Raw genomic sequence first — 22,125 nt, 5'->3', positions numbered from 1 at the left:
AAACGTGCAAGATAACTTGTAGAGTGCCGGTTGACTGCTAACTTTCAAGCTGCGCTCTATGACATAGCAAACCGCCCTGTCAGCAACATTGCGAACAGGGCGGTTTATTTATGTATTCGTGTCATCGTCATGAAAAAATAAGCACTGTGACTAAAAGTGTGACCACGAAGATCTTCACGATTTTTTTTATAGCGGAGCCTAGGGGCTACGCTCGTCAATTGCTACAGTATGTTCTATTATTAACGAAATAAAGTAACTTTCCAAAAAACATATTCCTCAAATGATAATATCTTGACTTGCATTACAAGTAACAATTGGATAGTATTTAATAGGTAGCTTGCAATACAAGCTACCTATTTATTTACTCAGTACCTTGTTGAACAATATAGCTAGAGGCTACGATTGGAGGAATGCTCGTGTTCACTCAAATGGTTAGAGGGGTGCTTGAGGGATGTCTTCTTGCAATCATTGATGAAGAGGAAACGTACGGATATGAAATTATGGAAAAGCTTGCTCTTAGTGGCTTCGTGTTCGCAAAGGAAGGGAGCATCTATCCCCTCTTACTTCGTCTGGAGAAAGAAAATTTTGTAGCAAGTACACTACGTCCCTCTGCATCGGGGCCTAACCGCAAATACTATCGCCTAACCCTAAAAGGAGAACAGCAGCTTCAATTATTCCGTGGAAATTGGAACGAACTAAGTAATGCGGTAAACAGTATTATAAAAAAAGAGGATGGTGCTAAATGCTGAACGAAAAAAATAAATCCCTCTTAAACGAAATGAGATTCTACATTCAGAGCAACTCTGCCGTATCGGATACCAGCGCTAGTGAGATCCTCATGGAACTCGAAGATCATTTATTAACGGCTCAGCGGGAGGGGAAATCATTCGAACAAGTATTTGGCCAAGATCCCAAGTCCTTTTGTAATGAGATCATTCAGGAGCTTCCCAAATCATCGAAATGGGAACAAATAAAAACAATTGCACCTATGGTCCCTTTGCTTCTTATTTGGCGTTTTCTAAACGGTTTCAGCGGAGACCTCACGATTCCGCTATACGAGAATATCGTATATCTAGCACTCTCACTAGCCCTGTCCTATGTTTTATTTACCATTCTTCGTGCTGGCTCTTTCTCCTCAAAGCACAAATCCTTCTGGATGATTTACGGACTAGGAATGGTCATTATACTCGTATATGTTGGATTCTTTCTTGTGTCCGATCGTATTCTGCCTGCTAGACCACATCTCGTTCTTCATGATGGCGCTGCTTATATTACTGCTACGGTCAGCCTTGTTATCATTCTCTATTCGTTATTTGGTACATTTGTGAAAAAGAAACGTTGACCGACACAATAAAGCAAAGAGTGCTACTTCGCTAGTTAGAACGAGAACACACTCATCTGTTAATCATTAAGATCAATGAGAAAAATAATTAGAATTGTAGGTAATTATATGTTCCCAAGTATCTTTGAAACTATGTTATATCTATTACTAGGTTGTATTATTTATATGGTTGGCGTCTTAACTGGAAGATGGAGTAGTAAATTTGGTTATGCAAGTGAAATTACCGGAGCTATTTTAGCAATTGGATTTATCTTCTATCAACAGGGCTTTCCAGAAGGTTTCATTTATTTTGCGTTTGTTTCGGCTGGGTACTTATCGATGTCTCTTTTAATGACGGGTCAAGGGAAGTTTGGAGAGTTAAAGGAAGAAGTCATCCAACTAGAAGTCGAGGAAATAGGAATTATTCGAAATAATCAACGGATACTTGGGGAATTGGGAATTTCAATCCTTGTATTTACTGGTGCCTTCTTATATTTGATATATGGACCCGAAAATAGCCCATTAAAATACTTAATTGTATACGGGCTGCTCATTGCTATTACCGAAATGATCAAACGTCTTGTGATCTATTTTACAACTAGCCTGTATTTTTCTAAACAACAAGGCAACTTATATATCATTTCCCGCTTGGACTCAAGAAAATTTTCAATCAAAGATATACAGGAGATAACTATCGAATCAACAGTAGACCTGTTAAAACTTCATCCATATCTTACCCTGTTCACATCAAATACCGACTTTACAACTAGCTTTAACAAAGTATTACGACTTCAATTACCAGGAGAAACAATATACCTGACAATTAAAGAAACAGAAAAGTGGAAAACTGAATTGGGAACGGGAACCAAATTTGAAAATACTATTGAAAATGAGCTTTACATTCTGCCATTTTATCATAAAAGGAATATCAAACGGCTTCTTGGCAAGTTCTATTTTGCTATAACAGTAAAGGGGGTATCCGCTTATACTGGGATGATATTGCTCCTATATTACTTTAGAACTCCTGCGTGGTTGATGGTTAGTATAGCGATTGTTTATTGGTTATTTAATATATATATATCTGATCGTGTACTAAAGGTTGCCATGGATGCTAAACTTGCAACCGATCCTGAAGTGATATCAGTAGCTGAAAAGGTATTTGCTAAAGCTAATATTCCAAACGTGAAAGTTTATGAGACTGATTCCGCACAATACAATGGACTAGCAACAGGTATGAATATTGGACGGTCAATGGTAACTTTAACAACCGCTACATTAAAATTGCCCATAGATGCTATTGAAGGGATATTAGCCCACGAAGCAGTTCATGTAAAGAAGAGAGATATCCTGTTTGGGCAACTGTATAGAGTTCTATTAATGTTAATTGTGGTTGTTGCACTTTTATTTATCTTCAAACAAATTTCTGATGTTGAAGCTTTTGCTATTCCTTTATTTTTTTTAGTTTGGTTACTCGTAATTCTATTTCCAGTATTTCAATCATTCTGTTCTCAATTGATGGAAGTGAGGGCAGATCATCTAGGCGCTTCATTTCTTGATGGAGGAACGCTGCAAATGGCTAATAGCTTAGCGACTCTTGCTACTTCCCAAGATGAAGCGAACAAGAAAACAGCAGAGTATAGTATAAAGAAAAATGATCTGAAAGAAATAAAGTCATCTCTTGCAAGGTCGCCTAGGTTCTTAAGGTTCTTGGAATTTCAAATGATGGATCATCCACCTATGTACTGGCGAGTATATACATTAAGAGTTTATGGTCATAAATGGGGAAAAGAAATTCGTAGACGTTGGTGGATCGACCGATTTAAGGAATCATTTACAAAGTGATCAATGTTCTACACAATGGACGATGCCTCGAATGACCCATATCGAAATTCAAGGCGGAGTTAACGAAATTCGCCATGCTAGACGTAAGCAACGAGGAAATCCTGAGTACCCATTCAATTTCATATGTATGCTCACCAAAGTATTCATGAAAAACAATATGACAAATAACCTTCCATTATCCTTTAATACGACAAGGAAATTTCTGGCTTCTTTATAAATTCTTTGACTGTCTCTTCGTCAAAAACCCCTTCAGGTATATATTTCATGACACTAATATTCGAATTATATTCAAGCACTGTAGGCCAATCCTTACATTCAAAACTTCGAATTATCAATCTATCCGTCATCACATGCATTGTTTTCACTCCAACCTTTATTGCACTATTCTACCTGTTCTTCAAAAAAATGAGCAACATAGTTTAACAGAACTAAAATAAACAAGATCCACCTTGCATTACACTTGGAGGATCTTGTTTGTTATTTACTCAGTCTTGTTCTTAAAATCCCCGTCTCAATTCGTCTCTAACACGAGCGAACTTTAACTTTACATCATCAAGCCACTTGGGTGCATCCACGACCTCGGAGCCTTCCAACGACCATAACAATTTCGAGAACCTATATAACTTCATTAGCCTTTGAAAATACGAAAACTGGTTAATATCCTCATTGTTCAGCGGAAATACTGAACTGTAACCTTTAAGAAACGATTTCACTTGAGAGTGAACCAAATTCATATCATCTCCAAGAAAATCATCAAGTGCAGTTACAATGTCGAGAGCGTACCAACTATAAACAGCATCATCAAAATCAATAACACTGAACACACGATTATTCTCTTCATAAAATATGTTGTCCAGTTGAAAATCATAATGGATTATTCCATAATTGGTGTTTGAAATAGGGAATGATTGAAGCCGTTCAGTAAGTATATCAAGTTCCTCAATTGCTTCTTTTTCATCTGGGTAGGCTTGTAACATAACATCAATCTTCCATAGTATATCCTGCCAATTGAATCGCTTCGTACTAACAGGCTCGTACACCTTCGATAATTGATGCAAAGAAGCAAGTGACCGTCCCCAGTCCTCGCACTGCACCTCGGTTATGTTCTCATCCAATGTGTTGCCATGGGCTGAACTAAACACAACTGCAAAATATGTTCCTTCTGACTTCAGTACTGTTTCAATATACTTTCCGTTTACTGAAAGAATAGGAGAAACACAAGGGTAATCATTAGATTTCAAATATTCCATGAATTCAAGCTCTGCTGTAATTTGTTCGATAGAACTTTCTTGATCATAGCTGAACCGCAAAAAATATTTCTCCTGCTTATTCTCGAAAGCATATACGAAGTTGGAACTGGCACGCCAGAATGTTAATGTACCTTCGTCATGCTCCCAATTTTGAATAAGACTTTTTGCAACGGCATCTGAAGCTAAACCTCTAACCATGTTACTTAACTTCATCATTTCGATGTTTTCCTCCCGTTATTTATGAGAGGACTAAACTCCATTAAGAGGCAAGCCCTCTCATAAACATACAATTTTGATTATCCTTCCTTATCAAAACACGTCACCCCTTCCATCATTTTCGGTAAGAAATAACTTCCACCAATAGGTTATCATAAAATATAACCGCTGTATGGTAAAAAATTACTTTAAGTGATTTCTCCAGCGGTGCATCCATCCTGCATTAAATGTACTGACAAGCACTCCTGTCTTATTGATTTTATGTTATATGCTGACGCATCAACATGGGTTTGTTTTTTAATATGGCGGTTTGAGTTAGGCTTACGGATCGATGCTCCCCTGCCACATTTTCATATATAAATAAAAAAGAGTAGGGATTTCTCCCCACCCTTTGCTATATCTACCAATACACCTCAACTATTAGTCTTTCCTGACCAACACTGCCACCGACTCCACATGCACCGTATGCGGGAACATATCCACCGGAGTTACCTCCACTGTCTTGTATCCGCCATCTTCGAGCACCCGCAAGTCTCTTGCTAGTGTCGATGGATTACACGACACATACACCACACGCTCCGGCTTCATTGCAAGGATCGTTTCAAGTAACCGCGGGTCGCAGCCCTTCCGAGGTGGATCGACCACGATAACATCCGCCGTAATCCCTTGCTCTTTCCAATTCGGAATGACATCTTCAGAGGCACCAACCTCGAACACTACATTCTTCATCTCATTTAACTTCGCATTCGCCCGGGCATCCTCAATAGCTTCCGGTACAATCTCCACACCATATACCTTAGCTGCATGCTGCGCCAGGAAGAGGGAGATCGTACCGATGCCGCAATAGGCATCGATAACCGTTTCATTGCCAGTCAGTCCGGCATATTCAACGGTTTTACCGTACAGCACTTCGGTCTGTGCCGGGTTCACTTGATAGAACGAACGCGCTGAGATAGCGAACTGTACATCGCCGATGTAGTCATAGATAACATCTCTGCCCCACAGGACGCGGGTTTCGCCACCGAAGATGACATTCGTACGCTGAGTGTTGACGTTCTGGCAGATGCTGACTACATCCGGTAGCTGTTCGCGGATGCTGCCGATCCAGGCGTCCAGGTGTGGGATGTCGCGGCCGTTGGTTACAAGAACGACCATCATTTCACCGGTGCGAAAAGCTTTCTTCACGACGACATGGCGCAGCAGGCCGCGGCCGGTTTCTTCACTATAAGCAGAGATGCCAAGTTCTCTGCCGATATCTTTCACCTTGCGCACAACGTCATCATTATCTTCATGCTGAATCAAGCAGGTTTCCATATCGATGATACGGTGACTTCCGCGTGCGTAGAAGCCGCCCACAAGGCCGCCTTCTGTTACGCCAATCGGCACCTGAGCCTTGTTGCGATAGCGCCAAGGCTCGTCCATGCCGAGTGTAGGGCGGACAAAAATCCCATCCGAGTGAGCCACTCCAGCGCCATCAGTCGTACCATCCGCGATGCCAACATCGTTGGCACTGTCCGTCTGACTTCTACCAGCTTCATTCTCTTTGCTCTTTCCGCTGTTCCCGCCACCAGCCACCCGAAGCTTCCCAATCCGCTCCAGGTTGTCCACCACCAGCTGCCGTTTCCACGCCAGCTGAGCAGTGTAGTCCATATGCTGCAGCTGGCAGCCGCCGCATTGGTCATAGATCTCGCAAGGCGCCGCGATGCGGGCGCTGCTCGCTTCTACTATATTCAGCAGTTTGGCGTAGCCATACTGCTTTTTGGTCTTGAGCACCCTTGCCCGGACTTTCTCTCCGGGAAGGGCTCCCTGCACAAAAAGGGTAAAGCCTTCTACGCGGCCTACCCCTTCACCTTCATGGGTCATGCCGATAATATCGAGCATAACCTCATCATTTTTATTCACAGGCAGTCCGGCGACAGGCGCCTTGCCGGCTGGGCGGCTGGTGCTGCGTCCACTGCGGTGTTTACTCATTATTTATTGTTCACTTCTTTCATTATCATCACTGTATAATCCCACTCTTACTTTTAAACAACCCTAATTATTCTGAGCAAAAATCCGCAGATGCTGCGGCAAAATCCGAAAACGACCCGGCAGCTCTCCGCCAAGTTCTCCATCCAAGTTCAATTGGACATGCCCTGGAGAAATTACATCCATTGCATCCGTACGGAAATACACAACCTTTTTATCCTGCAAATGCTCGCCACGAAGGGCCAATCTAACCAAACGGACAAACTCTGCCAGGTTGCATTTTTTAACCGCAATAACATCTAACAGACCGTCATCGATTCGAGCGCCGGGAGCAAGCTTTTCAAAGCCGCCGACAGAATTCGTATTTGCAATCAGGAACAGCATGAACTCATCATGAATAACCTCCTGCCCATTGGCACGAATGATTAGTTCCTGAGGAGATAGGCTGACCATTTTTTCAATACCTTTTAAATAGTACGCAAGCTGTCCTATCATGGTCTTCAGCTTACTGGGAACTTCATAGGTCAGTTCGGTTAGACTGCCACCGCCTGCTATATTAATGAAATAACGATCATTGGCTTTACCGATATCAATCGGACGCGACTCTTGACGAAGGATCAAATCAACGGAATCTTCCCAATTCTTCGGAATCCCCATCGCACGTGCAAAATCATTGGTAGTCCCAAGTGGCAATACGCCAAGCGGGGGGAGATTAGGTTTCTCCGCCATACCATTGATAACCTCATTTAAAGTGCCATCCCCACCGGCTGCTATGATTAGATCATAACCGCGCTCTACTGCATCCGCAGCAGCTAACATAGCATCGCCTTCTCCGGTCGTTGCATGGCAGGAGGCTTCAATGCCACCCGTATCCAGCCGGTCCAAAATGTCGGCGAGCCGCTTCTTCATTTCTTCCCGTCCAGAAGTGGGATTATAAATCAATCTCGCAGTTTTCATTACCGGAACGCCACCTGTTTTTTATAATAGAATAACCTAATTGATTATACCTAATTCGGACCACTACAATCAATGTCAGAGGACATTAATCGTAAATATTCCATTATACAACAATTCACGACACCTTATTAGGCAAAAACAACTATATATATGTCTATGCAGCAAATCCCGTATTATCCACGGAAATGGGCACTATTTTTCATGATTAAGTGGACTAAAAAGGAAGCTTTTTAACTCTTTTTTCGAATCTGTTCGAGGAGTGTCTCTACCTGTCTCTCAATCCAATGCGGAAGAAGCGGATGCGGCAAAAGCGTCTGGCCAGAATACTTATAGGTTAACCCTTTAAGTCTGTTCGGAACCACATGTTTAGTGAAATAACCTTCACTCAAAAAAAGCGGCGCCACCAACACCTCGTGACCCTGCTCCTGCCAATACTCCACTTTGCTTCTTACACTGTCCGGATTCAGCAGACCGTAATCGGCCGCCGCTACGCCGCTCACCTCACGTACACGTCCTGCCAGTGAAGAGATGCCCTGCTGCCAACGCTGGCGGAAGCCCTCATAGATGCTGCCATGACCCACCAACAGAATTGTCTCACGTTCAGGTTTCGTAGACAGCTTACGAAGCTTGTCCCAGATCATCACAGCGATGTCCGGGTCATCGTCGACAGGATAACCATAGTGAACCTTAGCCTTCACGTGGAACGGCTCTAAATCGGTCTCACGTTCAGGTTCAGGTTTAGCCCCAAGTGCATATTCTATTTCATCGACATGTGTGCTTCCCGAGGAAACGAACAATGGGATCACAATTATATCTGTGACCCCTGCATGTTCCAGTTCATTTATTCCATCTTGAATCAGACGGCCCTCTACCAGCTCTAAAAAAGAGACCACCACTGGCATCTCTTCATCTAGCGATAATTCGCTTACGGCCTCTTCCACGATCGACACCCAAACCTCGTCGCGGGAGCCGTGACTGATAATAAGTACGCCCGGTACCATAAATTAGCGTCCCAAACGTTCCAGCGTTAATTTATAACCATCATTTCCGTAGTTCAAGCAACGTTTTACACGGGAAATAGTAGCTGTACTTGCTCCTGTCTCTGCTTCGATCTGATTGTAGGTCGAGCCTTTGCCGAGCATACGCGCTACTTCCAGTCGTTGCGACAGCGATTGAATCTCGTTCACGGTGCACAAGTCATCAAAGAAAACATAACATTCTTCCATATTCTTTAATGTTAAAATGGCTTCAAATAATTGGTCTATACTTTTATCATTTAACTTCTTAAGTTGCATCAATTTTTCATCCCCTAAAAGTTCTATCAGCATTAGTTTCTCTGATTAAGCTCCGTACAAAACTAGCTCCGGAAACATCAACCTAATGTCACTATCCTGCCTTTACTATATTGCACTGGAGCGCATTTTTCAAGCATTAACGATTTCACGCTGTAAAGAACGAAAATGATGGACAAACGTCCACCCCACGCGCACACCATTTATGTACCCCAATACAAGTATTTTTCTCTACATAAGAATTATCGCCTACACTATAGTACTACAAAAGCGCCGAAAATCAAGCTCGTACACGGTTTCTTCACTACTTTAACCTGTTTATAGGCATACGCCCTTTTCCGCTCCTATCCCTATTACCCGGGCATTCGTCTATACCGTATGTTCGCCCATGACATACAGTATAGCAGACCACTAACAAAGGAATGTGATATTATGCCTGATCATTACTATAATCATTCCCGCCGGAATCAGCGTTCACTGAGCGATTCGTATAATGCCTCTGCCTACCCCGGCCTCAGTTCATATGCGCCCTCAGCTCTCCCCGGTGAGACCGGAATCCTTCCTGCTTTAGGAGCAGAAGCTGCCACCGAAACTGCGCTAGCGCTCCCTGCAGCTGAAGCTGCAACAAAAGCAAGCGGCGGGCTTGCCGGGCTGCTCAGCGGCTTAGGAGGCGGTGGCGGAATTGGTGGGAATATGGAGCAAATCAAAGGCATCATCGATCGTATGGGCGGCATTGACGGGATCGTAAACTCTATGGGTAAAGTACAAAAGGTGATGTCCGGCTTCCAGCAGATGGCTCCAATGGTTAAGCTGTTCATGGGTAGCTTCGGTAAAAACAAAGGCGCAGCAGGCGCACTAGCCGCCGAAGAGGATGCCGCCCTGTACAGTCCTAATCGCCGCAAAAAAAAGCGTTCCACCTCACCCCGTCGCAAATCTACTACAACTACTCGCCGGCGCTCTACTTCTTCCACCGGAAAACGTCGCCGCAAATAGCGGTGACGTTTTCTAGCTATGCACCAGAAAAACAGCAATTCTCGCGGGAAAGAGATTTGCTGTTGGCGCTTTCTGCTCTATTCTTACTTAAACCAGCCACTCCGTCGGAACCATCGGAACATCCCAAAACCAACTACCAGCATAAACAGCAGCACACCAAAATAACCATACTTCCACTCTAGTTCAGGCATCTTCACAAAGTTCATCCCGTAGATCCCGGCGATAAGCGTCAGCGGCATGAATACGGTCGTGATTACCGTTAGTGTTTTCATAATCGAATTCATCCGGTTGGAATTGAGTGAAATGTAGCTGTCACGCAAATCCGCGGTCATTTCCCGATCAGCCTCAATCATATCGGAGAGCTTTAGCAGATGATCATAAATGTCGCCAAAATAAATCCGTTCCTCGCCGTTGCTCTGAACATGCTGTGAATTCACGATCCGGTACATCAAATCGCGCATTGGCACAATCGTCCGCCGCATTTTGAGCAGCCTTCCGCGCACGCCAAACACTTGGCTCATCAGTTCCTCAACCGACTCACTGCTGCCGCTACTCTCCAGATCCGCAAGCTCGTCCTCTAAACTGTAGAGACATGGAAAATACTTGTCCACCAGCTTGTCCATCACCGTATAGGCAGCTGCCATCGGCCCACCCGACCAGCCTTTTCGACTATGTATTTCGCTCTTCACTTGTTCCCACGCTTCATTCATCTCTGCTTTTTCCTGATGGTGATAGGAGACAAGAAAGTTCGAGCTTAAAAATAGGTCAACCTCCTCAGCATCCAACGTCCGCTCATTCAGCGCATGCAGCACAAAAAACTGCACATTCTCATAATGATCCAGCTTCGGCCGCTGCAATACATGCATACAATCTTCTATCGCCAAGGGGTGAAAATGAAAATATTGATCCAGCAAAAGCGTTTCTTCTGGCGTAGGCGTAGCAAAATCTGCCCATATCCAAGCATAATCCTCCAGCCGGATATTTTGCAGAGGGATCTCTGTCAGCACCTCACCTTTATGTGTGACAACAAGTGTACGTATCATAAATGTTCCTCCGCTTCATCTTCTTCCACGCCTCTATTGTACAGCAAGAAGACAAGTCTTCCAAAAAGCAAAAAACATAGCCAACAGCACCGCTCAAGCTAGACTAAAAAACATTTGGTGCTTCGTCGTTCGTTAATGCTCGATTCATTTGTGTAAGGGTGGGGGCTGGGGGCGAGCTATCCTTATTCTCTGCTGTCGGTATCGGGTTTATGAGTGAGACAAATTCATAGCTGTGAATTACTATCGCTATTTTTACTAATTAGTTGGTGAAAAAGTGCTCCTTTGGGATGGTAAACAACTCTTCGATCGTAAGCAGACTGGCCTTGATTTCGCAAAAGATTGAGTCCATCGCCTAGCGTTCATTTACCGTAAGTAACATATGGTTTACTTTGGGCTGGTAGTGATTTGTGGGATTGGGATGCAATCCTTGCATCGGAACTGTGAAGTTCCGGGCAGGAATTGTGAATATAGTGATGCTCATGGACGGCAGAAAAGCAGGGAGAAAGGAAGAGGTTGGGTTGGGTTGGGTTGGGTTGGGTTGGGTTGGGTTGGGTTGGGTTGGGTTGGGTTGGGTTGGGTTGGGTTGGGTTGGGTTGGGTTGGGTTGGGTTGGGTTGGGTTGGGTTGGGTTGGGTTGGGTTGGGTTGGGTTGGGTTGGGTTGGGTTGCGTTACGATGGACTGGATTAAGGTGCGTAGGGTTCCGTTGAAATGTGTTACGCGGGGCTGGACTGAGTTAATTTGGGCTGCGTTGAGTTAGTTGGATCTAGGTTACTTTACAATGGACTGGATTTAGGTGCGCAGGGTTCCGTTGAAATGTGTTACGTTGGACTGTGCTGATTTAATTTGTGCTAGGTTACGTTACGATGAACTGGATTTAGGTGCGCAGGGTTCCGTTGAAATGTGTTACGTGGGGCTAGGCTGAGTTAATTTGGGCTAGGTTACTTTGTGCAGAGTTGGACTTCGGTGCGCTGGATTTTTGCTGAAATAAGGTAAGTTGGACTGGGCTGAGTTAATTTGGGCTAGGTTACGTTACGATGAACTGGACTTCGGTGCGCTGGGTTCCCTTGAAATGTTTTACGTTGGTCTGCTCCACCTTCATACAAGTCAGGTTTCGTCATTCTAAGACATATATGCCCTTCCTTATACTTCTTCGACGCTATTCCACGAATTGTAAGGCATTTATGCCTTTCTTTCTGCTTCTTCGACGAAGTGTCTCCAATTCTAGGGCAGTTATGCTCTTCTTTTTGTCCACCACCCTCGAATTTCGTAAATTCAGCGGGATTTATACCGTACATTTTCGCTCCAACGCCAAACTCCATCATTTCTACGGGATTTATACCGTTCTTTCTCCCTCCATCACCAAACTCCGTCATTTCTACGGGATTTATACCTTACATTCTCCCTCCATCACCAAACTTCGTCATTTCTACGGGATTTATACCGTTCTTTCTCCCTCCAACGCCAAACTTCGTCACTTCTACGGGATTTATACCGTACATTCCCCTCTAACGCCAAACTCCGTCATTTCTACGGGATTTATACCGTACATTCCCCATCCAGCGCCAAACTTCGTCACTTCTACGGGATTTATACCGTACATTCCCCCTCCAACGCCAAACTTCGTCATTTCTACGGGATTTATACCGTACATTTTCGCTCCAACGCCAAACTTCGTCATTTCTACGGGATTTATACCTTACATTCTCCCTCCAACGCCAAACTTCGTCACTTCTACGGGATTTATACCGTTCTTTCTCCCTCCATCACCAAACTCCGTCATTTCTACGGGATTTATACCGTACATTCTCCCTCCGACGCCAAACTCCGTCATTTCTGCGGGATTTATACCGTATATTCCTCCCCCTCGCCGAATTCCACCATTTCTACGGGATTTATACCGTATATTCTTCATTCTCCTCATGTCCACATAACAAAAAAAGATGTCCGCAGCCCAATGGCTAACTGACATCTTTATTAAAGGGTGTTTAAAAAATGATTTTGAAAATCAGACCTGCTAATACCGCACTGATTGGAATCGTGATGAACCAAGTGACCACAATACGTCCGGCTACTCCCCATTTCACTGCAGAGAAACGTTTGGCAGAGCCAACCCCGAGGATCGCTGATGTGATCGCATGCGTTGAGCTTACTGGCAAATGCAGCAGCGTTGCTGAGAAAATAACAGATGCCGCGGAAATATCAGCCGCGAAACCGTTAATAGGTTCGATTTTGAAAATCTTCGTGCCCATAGTCTTAATAATTTTCCAACCGCCAATGGAGGTACCGAGCGCCATAGCCGTAGCTGCAGCTATCTTAACCCACAAAGGGATAACATCCATAGTTTCTTGACGTCCTGAGGTAACGAGTGCAAAAGTAATGATCCCCATCGCTTTTTGCGCATCATTTGTACCATGTGTGAACGACTGTAACGCTGCCGTAAGGACCTGCATAGAGCGGAAACCCTTGTTGACCGTATGTGGACTACGCTTAGCAAAGATCCATTTCAGGATGGTCATGATAATATAACCGATAACAAACGCAATGATTGGGGAGAAAATCAGTCCTTCGACAATTTCCACAAACCCGCCCCAATTGATGTGTGCTGAGCCTGCTCCCACGTATACTGCACCCGCTAAAGCGCCGATCAGTGCATGAGACGATGAGGATGGAATCCCGAGCCACCAAGTAATCAAATTCCAAATAATCGAAGCAATCAGCGTGGCTATTATGATATCCAACCCATTTTCAAGCAAGGTCGGGTCGGTGATACTTCCGCCGATTTTTTTGGCCACACCTGTAAACATCAAGGCCCCAACAAAGTTCATCAGTGCTGCCATAATAATTGCTGTTCGCGGTTTTAAGGCACGTGTTGAGACAGAGGTAGCAATTGCGTTGGCCGTATCATGGAATCCATTGATAAAGTCAAACGCAAGCGCGAGAAATATAACAATTCCAAGAATCCATATAGATGTTTCCATATTCTAGTACCCCTTATGAGTTGCGCATGATGATCGATTCCAACATGTTGGCTACATCTTCACATTTGTCTGTAGTGGTCTCGAGCCGCTCATACAGTTCCTTGCGTTTAATCAGCTCAATCGGGTCTTTTACAGTTTCGAACAGGACCTTAGTACAAATACGAAGCACTTCGTCCCCTTGATTCTCAAGGTCATTCAGACGGATTGTATATTCACGGATCGCCAACAATTTCTTCTGGGAGAGCAAATGAACTGCTTTTTGGATTTCATAAGCACACTGACGAAGGATTTCGGCGAATTGTACAATGTATTCATCCGGGTCAAGAAGGTTGTACATATAGAAACGTGAGGCGGATGCCTCCAGACCATCGATGACATCATCCATGCTTGTGATCAAGTCCATAATGTCGTCACGTTCAAGCGGCGTAATAAACGTCTTGTTCAATTCTTTGATGACGGTGTGCGTGTAAGTATCACATTGGGATTCGTACTTTTTCATCTCTGCAGCGAAATTATCGACATTATTCCGGAGATCAGTGATATTCTGAGCAAAATAATCTGCAGCTTGGACAATAGTATCGGCCATATTTTCCAGCGTCTCAAAGAATATGTCCTTTTTTCTCAACTTCATTGTTTTAAACCCCTTTACATAAAATTACCGTGAATACAGAGCCATTCATATGTAAAAAGCATGAAAATGAATGACAACCCTTGTTATCTTATCATATCCGTACAAGGTATAGAAGCTATAGAAATGAACTTTTTTACACTCTATTAACACATACCCATTATTCCGAACACAAATCTGTATAACACTGGATATTCCGACTTTCTTATGTTGTACCATCCGCCCCGCCATATACCACATGACTGCTAAATGAAGGCGCATTAGGGACCACCAAAATATGGGTAATTCCTGGATACATCAGCTCTTCTTTTCCATCCCTCACAAAGCGGATCACATCCCCTGGTTCACGCGACCATCTGCCTTTGGTGACCTGTCCCCGCTGAAAAAGCAACGCTTCCCCGCCAAGCTCCACATCAATCTGAAGTCTTCCGACATCATCAAGCACTTTATGATCGGCTCCAATAACCATCACATTGGCCGCTTCCACCGGATTATCGTTATTTAGATCCAAATGAGGTTTGTCATTCACATAACGCTGATAGGTCTGACGTTTAGGATCATATTTATAGTCAACTTTATAACTTTTGAGCAGATAGTTTATGCTAAATTCAGCGGCTTTCTCTCCGTCTGCCGGTATGTAGTCTGGATTATTAAAAAGATACCCGGGCACCTTCACACTTTGCGCAAACCCAAGCTTTTCGGCACCTTCCCGCAGTTTGGCTGCGTTGCTGTACAGGTTATGAGGTGCTTTTCGCGCTTTATCCCGCCAAAAATAAGCTCCGGCACGGCCGATCTCGTCCATATCTTCTTTTTTCTCTTTTTGCAAAATGGCATACGCCGCCGGACTCCCTCCTGCATGCACCGTCACACCACCGTAGCTCTCGCCAATATCCAGCAAATAGGGGCGGATGCTGCGAATCGGTCCGATTTTCACCACACCTGTATGGCTCTGAAAAATACCAATCAACCGCGTAATGCCACCTTCGGCGAGAATCTCAAACAAAATATCTGCTTCACTAACCCCCGATTGCGGCCGGGCGGCAGGAGCATTATTTATCATTACGGCCAAGGGACGTGGAAGACTGTCTTCAGAAACTGGAAGACCTGTTAATCCGGATACGAGCTCAGCAGCGGGATCAATAGTAGGTGAGGGTTGAATCGTTTCGATAGGTGTGGGCTCTGCGGTAGGCTGCTGTGTCGGGGTGATCTCATTATTTGCACTCTGTGTTCCGCAAGCGGAGAGCAATAGGGTGATCAGTACAATGGCAGATAACAGACGGGAAGAAGAGCAATTTACTTTCATAAGCTTGTAGTTCCTCCTAAACGTTTTATGAAACTCACTGATTCCTTCCATTTAATCACAGTCAGTCCCATTTGTCTTGATCACCTTCTCCCTTTTTTCATAGCAAGCATAAGGAAATTTTATAGCATGGAATAGATAAATTCTTATATTAAAAAAAGGGTACAGCCATTGCGGCTGCACCCTGCGGGTCTCTTATTCATTCAGTTAGTCTAGCTTCCAGCAATTCAGACTTAATGTCCCATACTGATAAGCCTGAAAAATCCGCTCTGCCTTCCTGCTGCCATCCGCTGTTCCCATCGCGTAAAAGAGAGGTGCAAAATGCTCTCTTCCATAAGAAGGAACCGCATCGCGTACATGTGGAGCTTTTTTCTCATACGCAAAAAGTGAAGGCAAATCCCAGACTTCTAGTCCCTTGGCAATCCAGGCATCGAATTCAAGTGCCCAATCCTCAGGCTGCTCACTTTCACTTAGCATCCGCAAATTGTGAACAAGTCCACCGCTTCCAATCAGCAGTATGCCTTCGTCACGAAGCGGTGCTAACATCCGCCCGATATTGTACTGCTCCTTGGGAGAGCGCAGGGAATCGACGGATAAAGCAACTACCGGAATGTCGGCGTTGGGGAACATTTTTTTCAGTATCACCCAGACTCCATGATCGAGTCCTCGCCCCAGAACGGGCTGATGTGATAGATTGTTATCCTTGAAGAGCTCAGAAATCCGTCTTGTTAGGGCCGGATCGCCCGGGGCCGGATAGGTCAGCGTGTAAACTTCTTCAGGGAATCCGTAGAAGTCATGCTGTGTCTCGTGCAGTTCATCAACGGTAAGTAGCTGTTCAGGGCTATCCCAATGCGCTGAGAAAACTACTATACCGCGTGGCGCTTCAAGTTCTTGACCAAGCCGCTCCAGAAAACGGGTATACTCGTTATCCTCCAGTGCGAGGAGCGGAGAACCGTGCGCAATAAAAAATGACGGTAATTTCATAGGATGCCAACCTCCATAACCCAGTATATGGTGTGCATCTTTATTTTACCGCTTATTGCAAGTTAATGCGAATAAAAACCTTCTCCTAAATCATCCAATTCTGCCACTCTGTCTGCAGATGCTCTTGTTCATTCATCCATTCTATAGTCCGCTTAAGCAGCTGCTGCTGCGCCGGTCCAGAAGAAAAGGTGTGATCCCCTTGAAAAATGATCTCTTTATCGCACCGTCCTTCCGGACGTGTCCAGAACAGCTTCTGATAAAGAAAAGCGTAATCCACCGGAATGACATCATCAGAGGTGCCATGAATAACGAGTACATCGCCGCTAAATTTGCTCGCTTCTTGGAAGGGCTGAAAAGCCGCCAAAGAATTAAAATATACCGGCGTAAACGAGTAGCCCACATAATCGGCTGATCCATTCTTCACAGCACGATCATAAGCCTCCCGCCCTACAATTTTCACAATATCATTGAAAGGATAACCAACAGAGGCCCATAACACGAGATTCTTCACGCGGCGATCGCGAATACTTGTCAGCAGCGCCACCGCGCCACCCAGGCTATGGCCAATCAGCGTCACGCGCTGTGGGTCCACATCAGCAGAGCTAATTCCGTAATCCAGCACTGCTCTAGTCTGAGCGATCATCGATTCCATGTCTTCGCCGCCATAATTCCCGCTGCTCTCGCCGCAGCCCACATAATCAAAACGAATAACCATATATCCCTCTTGTGCCAGCTCACGAGCCGCCTTCACAAAAATCCGGTCTACACCAATCCGATTCCCCACAAATCCGTGGCAGATCACGGCTAATGGCAGTCTATCCTTGCAACGCGAAGAGGTTCCCTTCTCTTTGTTCGGGTAATGTATGCTCGCCGTCAATTCTTCTCCGTTATGCCGGATTACAATATTCCGTTCCATTGCCGCATCCTCCTATAATTATATTTATCATTTAATTTATTTTAATTTATTAGAATTCCGATTAACTTAGTATGAATTATAATCTAATTATAAAGATTTCGTTCATATTGTCAACAGCAAGGGGACAATTCTTAATAAACGCACGGAGTATTGGGCATTAGAGTCTGCACGACAAACAGGGTATCCTGTAAGTCATGAGGATGCTCTGGGGCACCCACGTCGAGTGGATTGGAACCGCCAATCGCGGGATTCAGCAGCTCTATCGGACTCGGCGGTTCCTTCGGACTCAGTAGCTTCATCGGACTCAGCAGCTCCTCCGGATTCAGTAGCTCTATCGGACTCACCTGCTTCATCGGATTCAGCAGCTCCTTCGGATTCAGTAGCTCTATCGGACTCACCTGCTCCATCGGACTCAGTAGCTTCATCGGACTCACCCGCTCCATCGAACTCAGTAGGTTCATCGGACTCAGCGGCTCCTTCGAATTCAGCAGTTCCAGCGGACTCAGTAGCTTCATCGAATTCTGCGGCTCTATCGGACTCAGAAGACCCTATTCGCAGTTTCAGCACACTTTTTGAATTCTATCGGACCCTATAGTCGCTATCACCCTGAAAAACAGCAAATACAAGCTTCTTTTCGAGCAATAGCGTCACTGGAGTCCGAAACTGTGCTGAAAAGGCGATAATTTGGCAAATAACGTCATCTGAGTCCGAAAGATGGTGGATGCTACGAAACCGGGGGTTCCGGGTTCCGGGTTCCGGGGTTCCGGGTTCCGGGGTTCCGGGTTCCGGGGTTCCGGGTTCCGGGGTTCCGGGGTTCCGGGTTCCGGGGTTCCGGGTTCCGGGGGTGCTTGGCTTTGGCTTTGGCTTTGGCTTCAGGTCGTGCGGCACCTACCATTCCCCAAATCCCCACCAAAAAACAAAAAGCAGCGATCCCCAGATCGGAGGATAGCTGCTCTGTTGTTTTTTCGAGATGAATGACCAGGGTTGTTAATCAATCGTAGCTGTCGTTAAACATCTCATGGGTTTCATGGCTGCCTTCCCAATCCTTAAGTAAGCCCTCGGGAGCATCTTCTGCGGAATCCCACATGCTGAATCCATCGGAGCCGCCCCAATCCCCCATTGAATTATTGGGCGTAGGCTCGAAACCGTTGCCCATGGATCTTCCCTGTTCTTTCTTGTTCTCATGTTCCATAAAGCTCCCAACCTTTCCCAATGCTATATTGATCAAGCAACAACATTATCAGTGTTCACTCTTCTAAAAGGATTATGCATATCGCCATAGAAATGGTTGTCCTTGCGTAGACCTGTCATGCAAACGTATACTCTAGGTTAAAGACTATACCGATTAACAACACTGGAGGTTTACATCCAAATTATGAAAGTGAAAGATATGATTAAGGAAAATAACGCCCTGCGTGAGCAGTTGACGCCCTTCAATCGCTCCTATTTAGAAGATATGATCCTTGCAATGCGGGCCAGTCGAATTGAACCCCTGCGCGGAGAGGAACTTTTGCTGGATGCGGCCAAGCTGCTGTTGAAGGAACAACGTAAAGGGAAAAATGCCAAGCAGGTTTTTGGCGAGAATCCGCACGATTATTTTAAAGAAATCATAGACAGTGTTCCCGGGCGCCCGGTGCGCAGTAAATGGAACTATTACTTGATGATTCCCTGCGCAGCTCTGACCTGTCTTTTTGGGATATTGGCAATCGGTGGACTCTTCTTCCAATGGACTGACGATTCACCTGGAATGTTCGGACAGATCAGCCTTTTCACCCTGCTCGCTGTGGGAGTAGGATCCATTATCTTAATTGAACTCATTATGAAATGGATGTCTTCCTTGTCGGAAAGCGATGCACCCAGTGCCAAGCCTTTTGATATAAAAAGCCTTGGCATCTATATTGGCATCGCAGTAGCTGCTGTATTTATCGGCATGTTCCTCGATCGGTTATTTCCGGTCATTACAATATCCCCGTGGGTAAGCTTAATTCTGTGCATCATTGGGGGGTTGGGACTGAAATTTATATTTTTCAAAAAATAAATACCTAGGCTAAAAACTTTATTCCATCCGATAGATAGGGGGAAACTTCCATGATTAAGAAGCATCATATTCTCTACTCCGTTCTAGCTATAGCCTTAGGGCTAGGCATATTGCCCAGTGCTATTCACGCCGAAGGTGCTACCAGCCCTGCTGGGGAAGGCGCTAAGGCAATTCCTCAAGCAGCTAGCAATAATCATGCAGAGGCTGTCTATAAAGCTGCATTACCGCTATTATCTACCTCTGACAAGTTACCCGAAGCCATAAAATATTTGAACTCCAATATGTATGCAGTAGGGTCGTATCGTGCAACAGTGCTGACCCTGAAGCTTGAGAATCTGCATAAAGCTGCACTGCAAGCCTGGGAAAGTAAATTCAGTACCAGCACTGTCCAGCGGAAGCTCACCGCCATTTATAAAGCAGGCGCCAGCATGTCTTCTCTTGCTGCTATTACTGATGATCTCCAGCTGCGTACACTGCTGAAAAGTGCCAGCGAAAGCGGATATAAGCTGGAGACAGCAGAGGGTACTTTTTTCCCGGTGATCGATTATGGGGCTTACCGCAAGTACAAGCTATACGTTACCAATGATATCAGCGCTTATATTACCATTATGGCCACCGAATCGGACCTGCCCTCTTCCAAGGACAACGGGCTAGTTATCGCCTGGACTGAGGTAGCAGCCAGAGCTTTATCTCAAGAGCAATTCATTCAAAATCATCCGAAATCAAACCGAATTTCTGCTGTAAAAGCCTTGTACACTATGTATGTGAATAATACGTTTTACGGCCAGAATAACACTCCTCTCTTCCATTATGACAATCTGGAAATGGATTTGGAGGCGCAAAAGGCTTACTCCAGTATTCTGACCAAAAATAATGACAACAGCCCATTTCTACAAAAGCTGGATAGCTTCATGAAATTAATGAAAGACAATAGCTATAAATTGACCGATGAGGTCGAGCAATATCGTAAGACTTCATTACCTCTCTAATAAAGAAATCACAAAAGCCCGTCCCTGAAATGAATAGGGACGGGCTTGTTTATGTTTATTAACGTGATTATTAAGTGGATAAGAGAATTAAATAAGGATGTTAAAGAGATTAGAATCCTTATTGATCTCTACATAATCGACGCCCTTCTGCTGCATCCGTTCGATGAGAGGTTCGTAGGCATCCGTTGACAATAATTCAATGCCCACAAGCGCGGGACCATTTTCTTTATCATGCTTCTTGATATACTCGAAACGGGTAATATCATCGTGAGGTCCAAGGATTTCTCCCAAGAACTCACGCAGCGCACCTGCCCGTTGCGGGAAGTTCACCATGAAATAGTGTTTTAAGCCTTCATAAATCAATGAACGCTCTTTGATCTCCTGCATCCGGTCAATATCGTTGTTGCCGCCGCTTATGATACAGACAACTGTTTTGCCGCGGATTTGATCACGATATTGATCAAGCGCTGCGATAGGCAGCGAACCTGCTGGCTCAACCACTATGGCATTCTCGTTATATAGTTCCAGAATCGTGGTACAAGCTTTACCTTCAGGCACCATTACGATGTCATCCAGATGACGGGAGCAAATATCATATGTCAGGCCACCAACACGTTTTACAGCCGCTCCGTCCACGAACTTATTAATTTCCTTCAGAGTAACCACTTCTCCAAGCTTGATCGCTTCCGTCATAGAAGCGGCTCCGAGTGGCTCCACACCAATCAACTTGGTAGAAGGACTAACTGTCTTCACATAGGTGGCTATACCCGCTGCCAGGCCGCCTCCACCAATGGTTACGAACATAAAGTCTGCAGGGTTGTCCAGACTCTCCATCACTTCCATTGCAATGGTGCCGTTGCCCGCAATGATTCGTGGCTCATCAAAGGGATGGATCAACGTCATCCCATGATCTATACAAGCTTGCAGTGCTTCATCATAAGCGTCATCAAAGGTATCGCCCTTCAGAATGACCTCAACAAACTCACCACCGAACCGCCGTACCTGCTTAACCTTCTGGTTAGGCGTAGTGCTTGGCATATAGACCTTGCCTTTAATTCCAAGCGCCTTACAGGAATAGGCTACGCCTTGTGCATGGTTGCCCGCACTTGCACAGACAATGCCTTTTGCTCTATCTTCTGCTGACAAACTACGAATCATATTATAAGCTCCGCGGATTTTGAAAGAACGTACAATCTGCAAATCCTCGCGCTTCAAATACACATCACAATCATACTTGGCTGACAGTACAGCATCACGTTGTAGGGGTGTCCGGATTATGACTTCACGCAGTACGTGATGAGCCCGCACAATATCTTCCATTCCTACGATTCGGTCTTCCTCTTCTCTCATAACCCTCTCGCCTCACTATCTATCTGTTATTCTACTTCTTGTAACATACTCTCCCGAGGA

The 22,125-nt window shown here is 44.9% G+C and carries 24 protein-coding genes and 1 pseudogene; 7 read left to right on the top strand and 18 right to left on the bottom strand.

The window, feature by feature from the left end:
• Positions 1–410 precede the first annotated feature (410 nt).
• The 3 genes from MKZ09_RS04100 (at position 411) to MKZ09_RS04090 (ending at position 3,163) form a co-directional block, all read left to right on the top strand.
• The gene (locus tag MKZ09_RS04100) at positions 411–749 is read left to right on the top strand and encodes a PadR family transcriptional regulator (protein WP_076207566.1); all 339 of its coding nucleotides are present in this window, start codon (positions 411–413) and stop codon (positions 747–749) included.
• The gene (locus MKZ09_RS04095; protein WP_076098738.1) at positions 743–1,342 is read left to right on the top strand and encodes a DUF1129 family protein; all 600 of its coding nucleotides are present in this window, start codon (positions 743–745) and stop codon (positions 1,340–1,342) included. The genes MKZ09_RS04100 and MKZ09_RS04095 overlap by 7 nt, the downstream gene beginning before the upstream one ends.
• 108 nt (positions 1,343–1,450) lie before the next feature.
• Entirely contained in the window at positions 1,451–3,163 is a 1,713-nt protein-coding gene (locus MKZ09_RS04090; RefSeq protein WP_076207563.1) for a M56 family metallopeptidase, read from the top strand.
• A gap of 106 nt (positions 3,164–3,269) precedes the next feature.
• On the opposite strand, the pseudogene MKZ09_RS04085 reads toward MKZ09_RS04090, so the two are convergent.
• From MKZ09_RS04085 to MKZ09_RS04060, 6 genes and pseudogenes are all read right to left on the bottom strand, one after another.
• Positions 3,270–3,519, bottom strand: a pseudogene (locus MKZ09_RS04085) (GNAT family N-acetyltransferase); the annotation flags it as partial.
• A 141-nt stretch (positions 3,520–3,660) separates the two neighbouring features.
• Positions 3,661–4,629: a phosphotransferase enzyme family protein gene (locus MKZ09_RS04080; RefSeq protein WP_076207560.1), complete on the bottom strand. Its 969-nt coding sequence runs from the start codon at positions 4,627–4,629 to the stop codon at positions 3,661–3,663.
• Between the two features lie 420 nt (positions 4,630–5,049).
• Positions 5,050–6,600, bottom strand: coding sequence for a 23S rRNA (uracil(1939)-C(5))-methyltransferase RlmD (rlmD, locus tag MKZ09_RS04075; RefSeq protein WP_076207558.1), 1,551 nt, complete (start codon positions 6,598–6,600; stop codon positions 5,050–5,052).
• A gap of 63 nt (positions 6,601–6,663) precedes the next feature.
• On the bottom strand, positions 6,664–7,554 hold the full coding sequence (locus MKZ09_RS04070) for a diacylglycerol kinase (RefSeq protein WP_036680719.1): 891 nt from the start codon (positions 7,552–7,554) through the stop codon (positions 6,664–6,666).
• A gap of 230 nt (positions 7,555–7,784) precedes the next feature.
• Positions 7,785–8,555 carry a sirohydrochlorin chelatase gene (locus tag MKZ09_RS04065; RefSeq protein WP_076207556.1) on the bottom strand — a complete coding sequence of 257 codons (771 nt, stop codon included), beginning with the start codon at positions 8,553–8,555 and terminating at the stop codon, positions 7,785–7,787.
• A gap of 3 nt (positions 8,556–8,558) precedes the next feature.
• The gene (locus MKZ09_RS04060; protein WP_019913624.1) at positions 8,559–8,849 is read right to left on the bottom strand and encodes a YerC/YecD family TrpR-related protein; all 291 of its coding nucleotides are present in this window, start codon (positions 8,847–8,849) and stop codon (positions 8,559–8,561) included.
• Positions 8,850–9,278: 429 nt separating this feature from the next.
• On the opposite strand from MKZ09_RS04060, the gene MKZ09_RS04055 reads away from it, so the two are divergent.
• Positions 9,279–9,839, top strand: coding sequence for a hypothetical protein (locus tag MKZ09_RS04055; RefSeq protein WP_038568686.1), 561 nt, complete (start codon positions 9,279–9,281; stop codon positions 9,837–9,839).
• 83 nt (positions 9,840–9,922) lie between these two features.
• On the opposite strand, the gene corA is transcribed toward MKZ09_RS04055, so the two are convergent.
• Complete coding sequence (gene corA / locus MKZ09_RS04050; RefSeq protein ID WP_036680727.1) at positions 9,923–10,882, bottom strand: magnesium/cobalt transporter CorA; 960 nt, start codon at positions 10,880–10,882, stop codon at positions 9,923–9,925.
• A 513-nt stretch (positions 10,883–11,395) separates the two neighbouring features.
• On the opposite strand from corA, the gene MKZ09_RS04045 reads away from it, so the two are divergent.
• Positions 11,396–11,569 carry a hypothetical protein gene (locus MKZ09_RS04045; RefSeq protein WP_341040617.1) on the top strand — a complete coding sequence of 58 codons (174 nt, stop codon included), beginning with the start codon at positions 11,396–11,398 and terminating at the stop codon, positions 11,567–11,569.
• A gap of 332 nt (positions 11,570–11,901) precedes the next feature.
• Here MKZ09_RS04045 and MKZ09_RS04040 read toward each other — a convergent pair whose 3' ends face one another.
• From MKZ09_RS04040 to MKZ09_RS03995, 10 genes are all read right to left on the bottom strand, one after another.
• Positions 11,902–12,255, bottom strand: a complete 354-nt coding sequence (locus MKZ09_RS04040) for a hypothetical protein (protein WP_076208507.1) — start codon at positions 12,253–12,255, stop codon at positions 11,902–11,904.
• A 113-nt stretch (positions 12,256–12,368) separates the two neighbouring features.
• Positions 12,369–12,560: a hypothetical protein gene (locus MKZ09_RS04035; RefSeq protein ID WP_076208506.1), complete on the bottom strand. Its 192-nt coding sequence runs from the start codon at positions 12,558–12,560 to the stop codon at positions 12,369–12,371.
• An 18-nt stretch (positions 12,561–12,578) separates the two neighbouring features.
• Positions 12,579–12,794, bottom strand: coding sequence for a hypothetical protein (locus tag MKZ09_RS04030; protein ID WP_076208505.1), 216 nt, complete (start codon positions 12,792–12,794; stop codon positions 12,579–12,581).
• Between the two features lie 73 nt (positions 12,795–12,867).
• Complete coding sequence (locus MKZ09_RS04025; protein WP_036686873.1) at positions 12,868–13,860, bottom strand: inorganic phosphate transporter; 993 nt, start codon at positions 13,858–13,860, stop codon at positions 12,868–12,870.
• Between the two features lie 13 nt (positions 13,861–13,873).
• Positions 13,874–14,491 carry a DUF47 domain-containing protein gene (locus MKZ09_RS04020; RefSeq protein ID WP_036686871.1) on the bottom strand — a complete coding sequence of 206 codons (618 nt, stop codon included), beginning with the start codon at positions 14,489–14,491 and terminating at the stop codon, positions 13,874–13,876.
• Positions 14,492–14,693: 202 nt separating this feature from the next.
• Positions 14,694–15,791: a DUF3048 domain-containing protein gene (locus MKZ09_RS04015; RefSeq protein ID WP_076208504.1), complete on the bottom strand. Its 1,098-nt coding sequence runs from the start codon at positions 15,789–15,791 to the stop codon at positions 14,694–14,696.
• A 204-nt stretch (positions 15,792–15,995) separates the two neighbouring features.
• Complete coding sequence (locus tag MKZ09_RS04010; RefSeq protein WP_076208503.1) at positions 15,996–16,772, bottom strand: DODA-type extradiol aromatic ring-opening family dioxygenase; 777 nt, start codon at positions 16,770–16,772, stop codon at positions 15,996–15,998.
• An 85-nt stretch (positions 16,773–16,857) separates the two neighbouring features.
• Complete coding sequence (locus MKZ09_RS04005; protein ID WP_076195105.1) at positions 16,858–17,688, bottom strand: alpha/beta hydrolase family protein; 831 nt, start codon at positions 17,686–17,688, stop codon at positions 16,858–16,860.
• A 131-nt stretch (positions 17,689–17,819) separates the two neighbouring features.
• Positions 17,820–18,203, bottom strand: a complete 384-nt coding sequence (locus MKZ09_RS04000; RefSeq protein WP_076208502.1) for a hypothetical protein — start codon at positions 18,201–18,203, stop codon at positions 17,820–17,822.
• 476 nt (positions 18,204–18,679) lie between these two features.
• The gene (locus MKZ09_RS03995) at positions 18,680–18,880 is read right to left on the bottom strand and encodes a hypothetical protein (protein WP_036680885.1); all 201 of its coding nucleotides are present in this window, start codon (positions 18,878–18,880) and stop codon (positions 18,680–18,682) included.
• Between the two features lie 183 nt (positions 18,881–19,063).
• Between MKZ09_RS03995 and MKZ09_RS03990 the strand changes: the two genes are divergently transcribed.
• Positions 19,064–19,726, top strand: coding sequence for a DUF1129 family protein (locus MKZ09_RS03990; RefSeq protein ID WP_076208500.1), 663 nt, complete (start codon positions 19,064–19,066; stop codon positions 19,724–19,726).
• A gap of 50 nt (positions 19,727–19,776) precedes the next feature.
• Positions 19,777–20,715, top strand: a complete 939-nt coding sequence (locus tag MKZ09_RS03985; protein WP_081389072.1) for a hypothetical protein — start codon at positions 19,777–19,779, stop codon at positions 20,713–20,715.
• 87 nt (positions 20,716–20,802) lie between these two features.
• On the opposite strand, the gene ilvA is transcribed toward MKZ09_RS03985, so the two are convergent.
• Positions 20,803–22,065 carry a threonine ammonia-lyase IlvA gene (gene ilvA / locus MKZ09_RS03980; protein ID WP_076104158.1) on the bottom strand — a complete coding sequence of 421 codons (1,263 nt, stop codon included), beginning with the start codon at positions 22,063–22,065 and terminating at the stop codon, positions 20,803–20,805.
• Positions 22,066–22,125 lie beyond the last annotated feature (60 nt).

Source organism: Paenibacillus sp. FSL R5-0908, assembly GCF_038006245.1.
In the GTDB taxonomy this organism is placed as follows: domain Bacteria; phylum Bacillota; class Bacilli; order Paenibacillales; family Paenibacillaceae; genus Paenibacillus_AQ; species Paenibacillus_AQ odorifer.
The sequence above is the reverse complement of the archived record's forward strand: the minus strand, read 5'-3'. Positions and strand labels throughout refer to the sequence as shown.

Excerpts from the sequence above, each read along its gene's own strand:
- MKZ09_RS04100 (WP_076207566.1), top strand. The coding sequence starts at position 411 with ATGCTCGTGTTCACTCAAATGGTTAGAGGGGTGCTTGAGGGATGTCTT.
- MKZ09_RS04080 (WP_076207560.1), bottom strand. The coding sequence starts at position 4,629 with ATGATGAAGTTAAGTAACATGGTTAGAGGTTTAGCTTCAGATGCCGTT.
- rlmD (WP_076207558.1), bottom strand. The coding sequence starts at position 6,600 with ATGAGTAAACACCGCAGTGGACGCAGCACCAGCCGCCCAGCCGGCAAG.
- MKZ09_RS04070 (WP_036680719.1), bottom strand. The coding sequence starts at position 7,554 with ATGAAAACTGCGAGATTGATTTATAATCCCACTTCTGGACGGGAAGAA.
- MKZ09_RS03990 (WP_076208500.1), top strand. The coding sequence starts at position 19,064 with ATGAAAGTGAAAGATATGATTAAGGAAAATAACGCCCTGCGTGAGCAG.
- MKZ09_RS04000 (WP_076208502.1), bottom strand. The coding sequence starts at position 18,203 with ATGAAGCTACTGAGTCCGCTGGAACTGCTGAATTCGAAGGAGCCGCTG.
- corA (WP_036680727.1), bottom strand. The coding sequence starts at position 10,882 with ATGATACGTACACTTGTTGTCACACATAAAGGTGAGGTGCTGACAGAG.
- MKZ09_RS04005 (WP_076195105.1), bottom strand. The coding sequence starts at position 17,688 with ATGGAACGGAATATTGTAATCCGGCATAACGGAGAAGAATTGACGGCG.
- MKZ09_RS04035 (WP_076208506.1), bottom strand. The coding sequence starts at position 12,560 with ATGACGAAGTTTGGCGTTGGAGCGAAAATGTACGGTATAAATCCCGTA.
- MKZ09_RS04040 (WP_076208507.1), bottom strand. The coding sequence starts at position 12,255 with ATGACGGAGTTTGGTGATGGAGGGAGAAAGAACGGTATAAATCCCGTA.
- MKZ09_RS04090 (WP_076207563.1), top strand. The coding sequence starts at position 1,451 with ATGTTCCCAAGTATCTTTGAAACTATGTTATATCTATTACTAGGTTGT.
- MKZ09_RS04015 (WP_076208504.1), bottom strand. The coding sequence starts at position 15,791 with ATGAAAGTAAATTGCTCTTCTTCCCGTCTGTTATCTGCCATTGTACTG.
- MKZ09_RS04030 (WP_076208505.1), bottom strand. The coding sequence starts at position 12,794 with ATGAAGAATATACGGTATAAATCCCGTAGAAATGGTGGAATTCGGCGA.
- MKZ09_RS04020 (WP_036686871.1), bottom strand. The coding sequence starts at position 14,491 with ATGAAGTTGAGAAAAAAGGACATATTCTTTGAGACGCTGGAAAATATG.
- MKZ09_RS04055 (WP_038568686.1), top strand. The coding sequence starts at position 9,279 with ATGCCTGATCATTACTATAATCATTCCCGCCGGAATCAGCGTTCACTG.
- MKZ09_RS04010 (WP_076208503.1), bottom strand. The coding sequence starts at position 16,772 with ATGAAATTACCGTCATTTTTTATTGCGCACGGTTCTCCGCTCCTCGCA.
- MKZ09_RS04065 (WP_076207556.1), bottom strand. The coding sequence starts at position 8,555 with ATGGTACCGGGCGTACTTATTATCAGTCACGGCTCCCGCGACGAGGTT.
- MKZ09_RS04095 (WP_076098738.1), top strand. The coding sequence starts at position 743 with ATGCTGAACGAAAAAAATAAATCCCTCTTAAACGAAATGAGATTCTAC.
- MKZ09_RS03985 (WP_081389072.1), top strand. The coding sequence starts at position 19,777 with ATGATTAAGAAGCATCATATTCTCTACTCCGTTCTAGCTATAGCCTTA.
- ilvA (WP_076104158.1), bottom strand. The coding sequence starts at position 22,065 with ATGAGAGAAGAGGAAGACCGAATCGTAGGAATGGAAGATATTGTGCGG.
- MKZ09_RS03995 (WP_036680885.1), bottom strand. The coding sequence starts at position 18,880 with ATGGAACATGAGAACAAGAAAGAACAGGGAAGATCCATGGGCAACGGT.
- MKZ09_RS04060 (WP_019913624.1), bottom strand. The coding sequence starts at position 8,849 with ATGCAACTTAAGAAGTTAAATGATAAAAGTATAGACCAATTATTTGAA.
- MKZ09_RS04025 (WP_036686873.1), bottom strand. The coding sequence starts at position 13,860 with ATGGAAACATCTATATGGATTCTTGGAATTGTTATATTTCTCGCGCTT.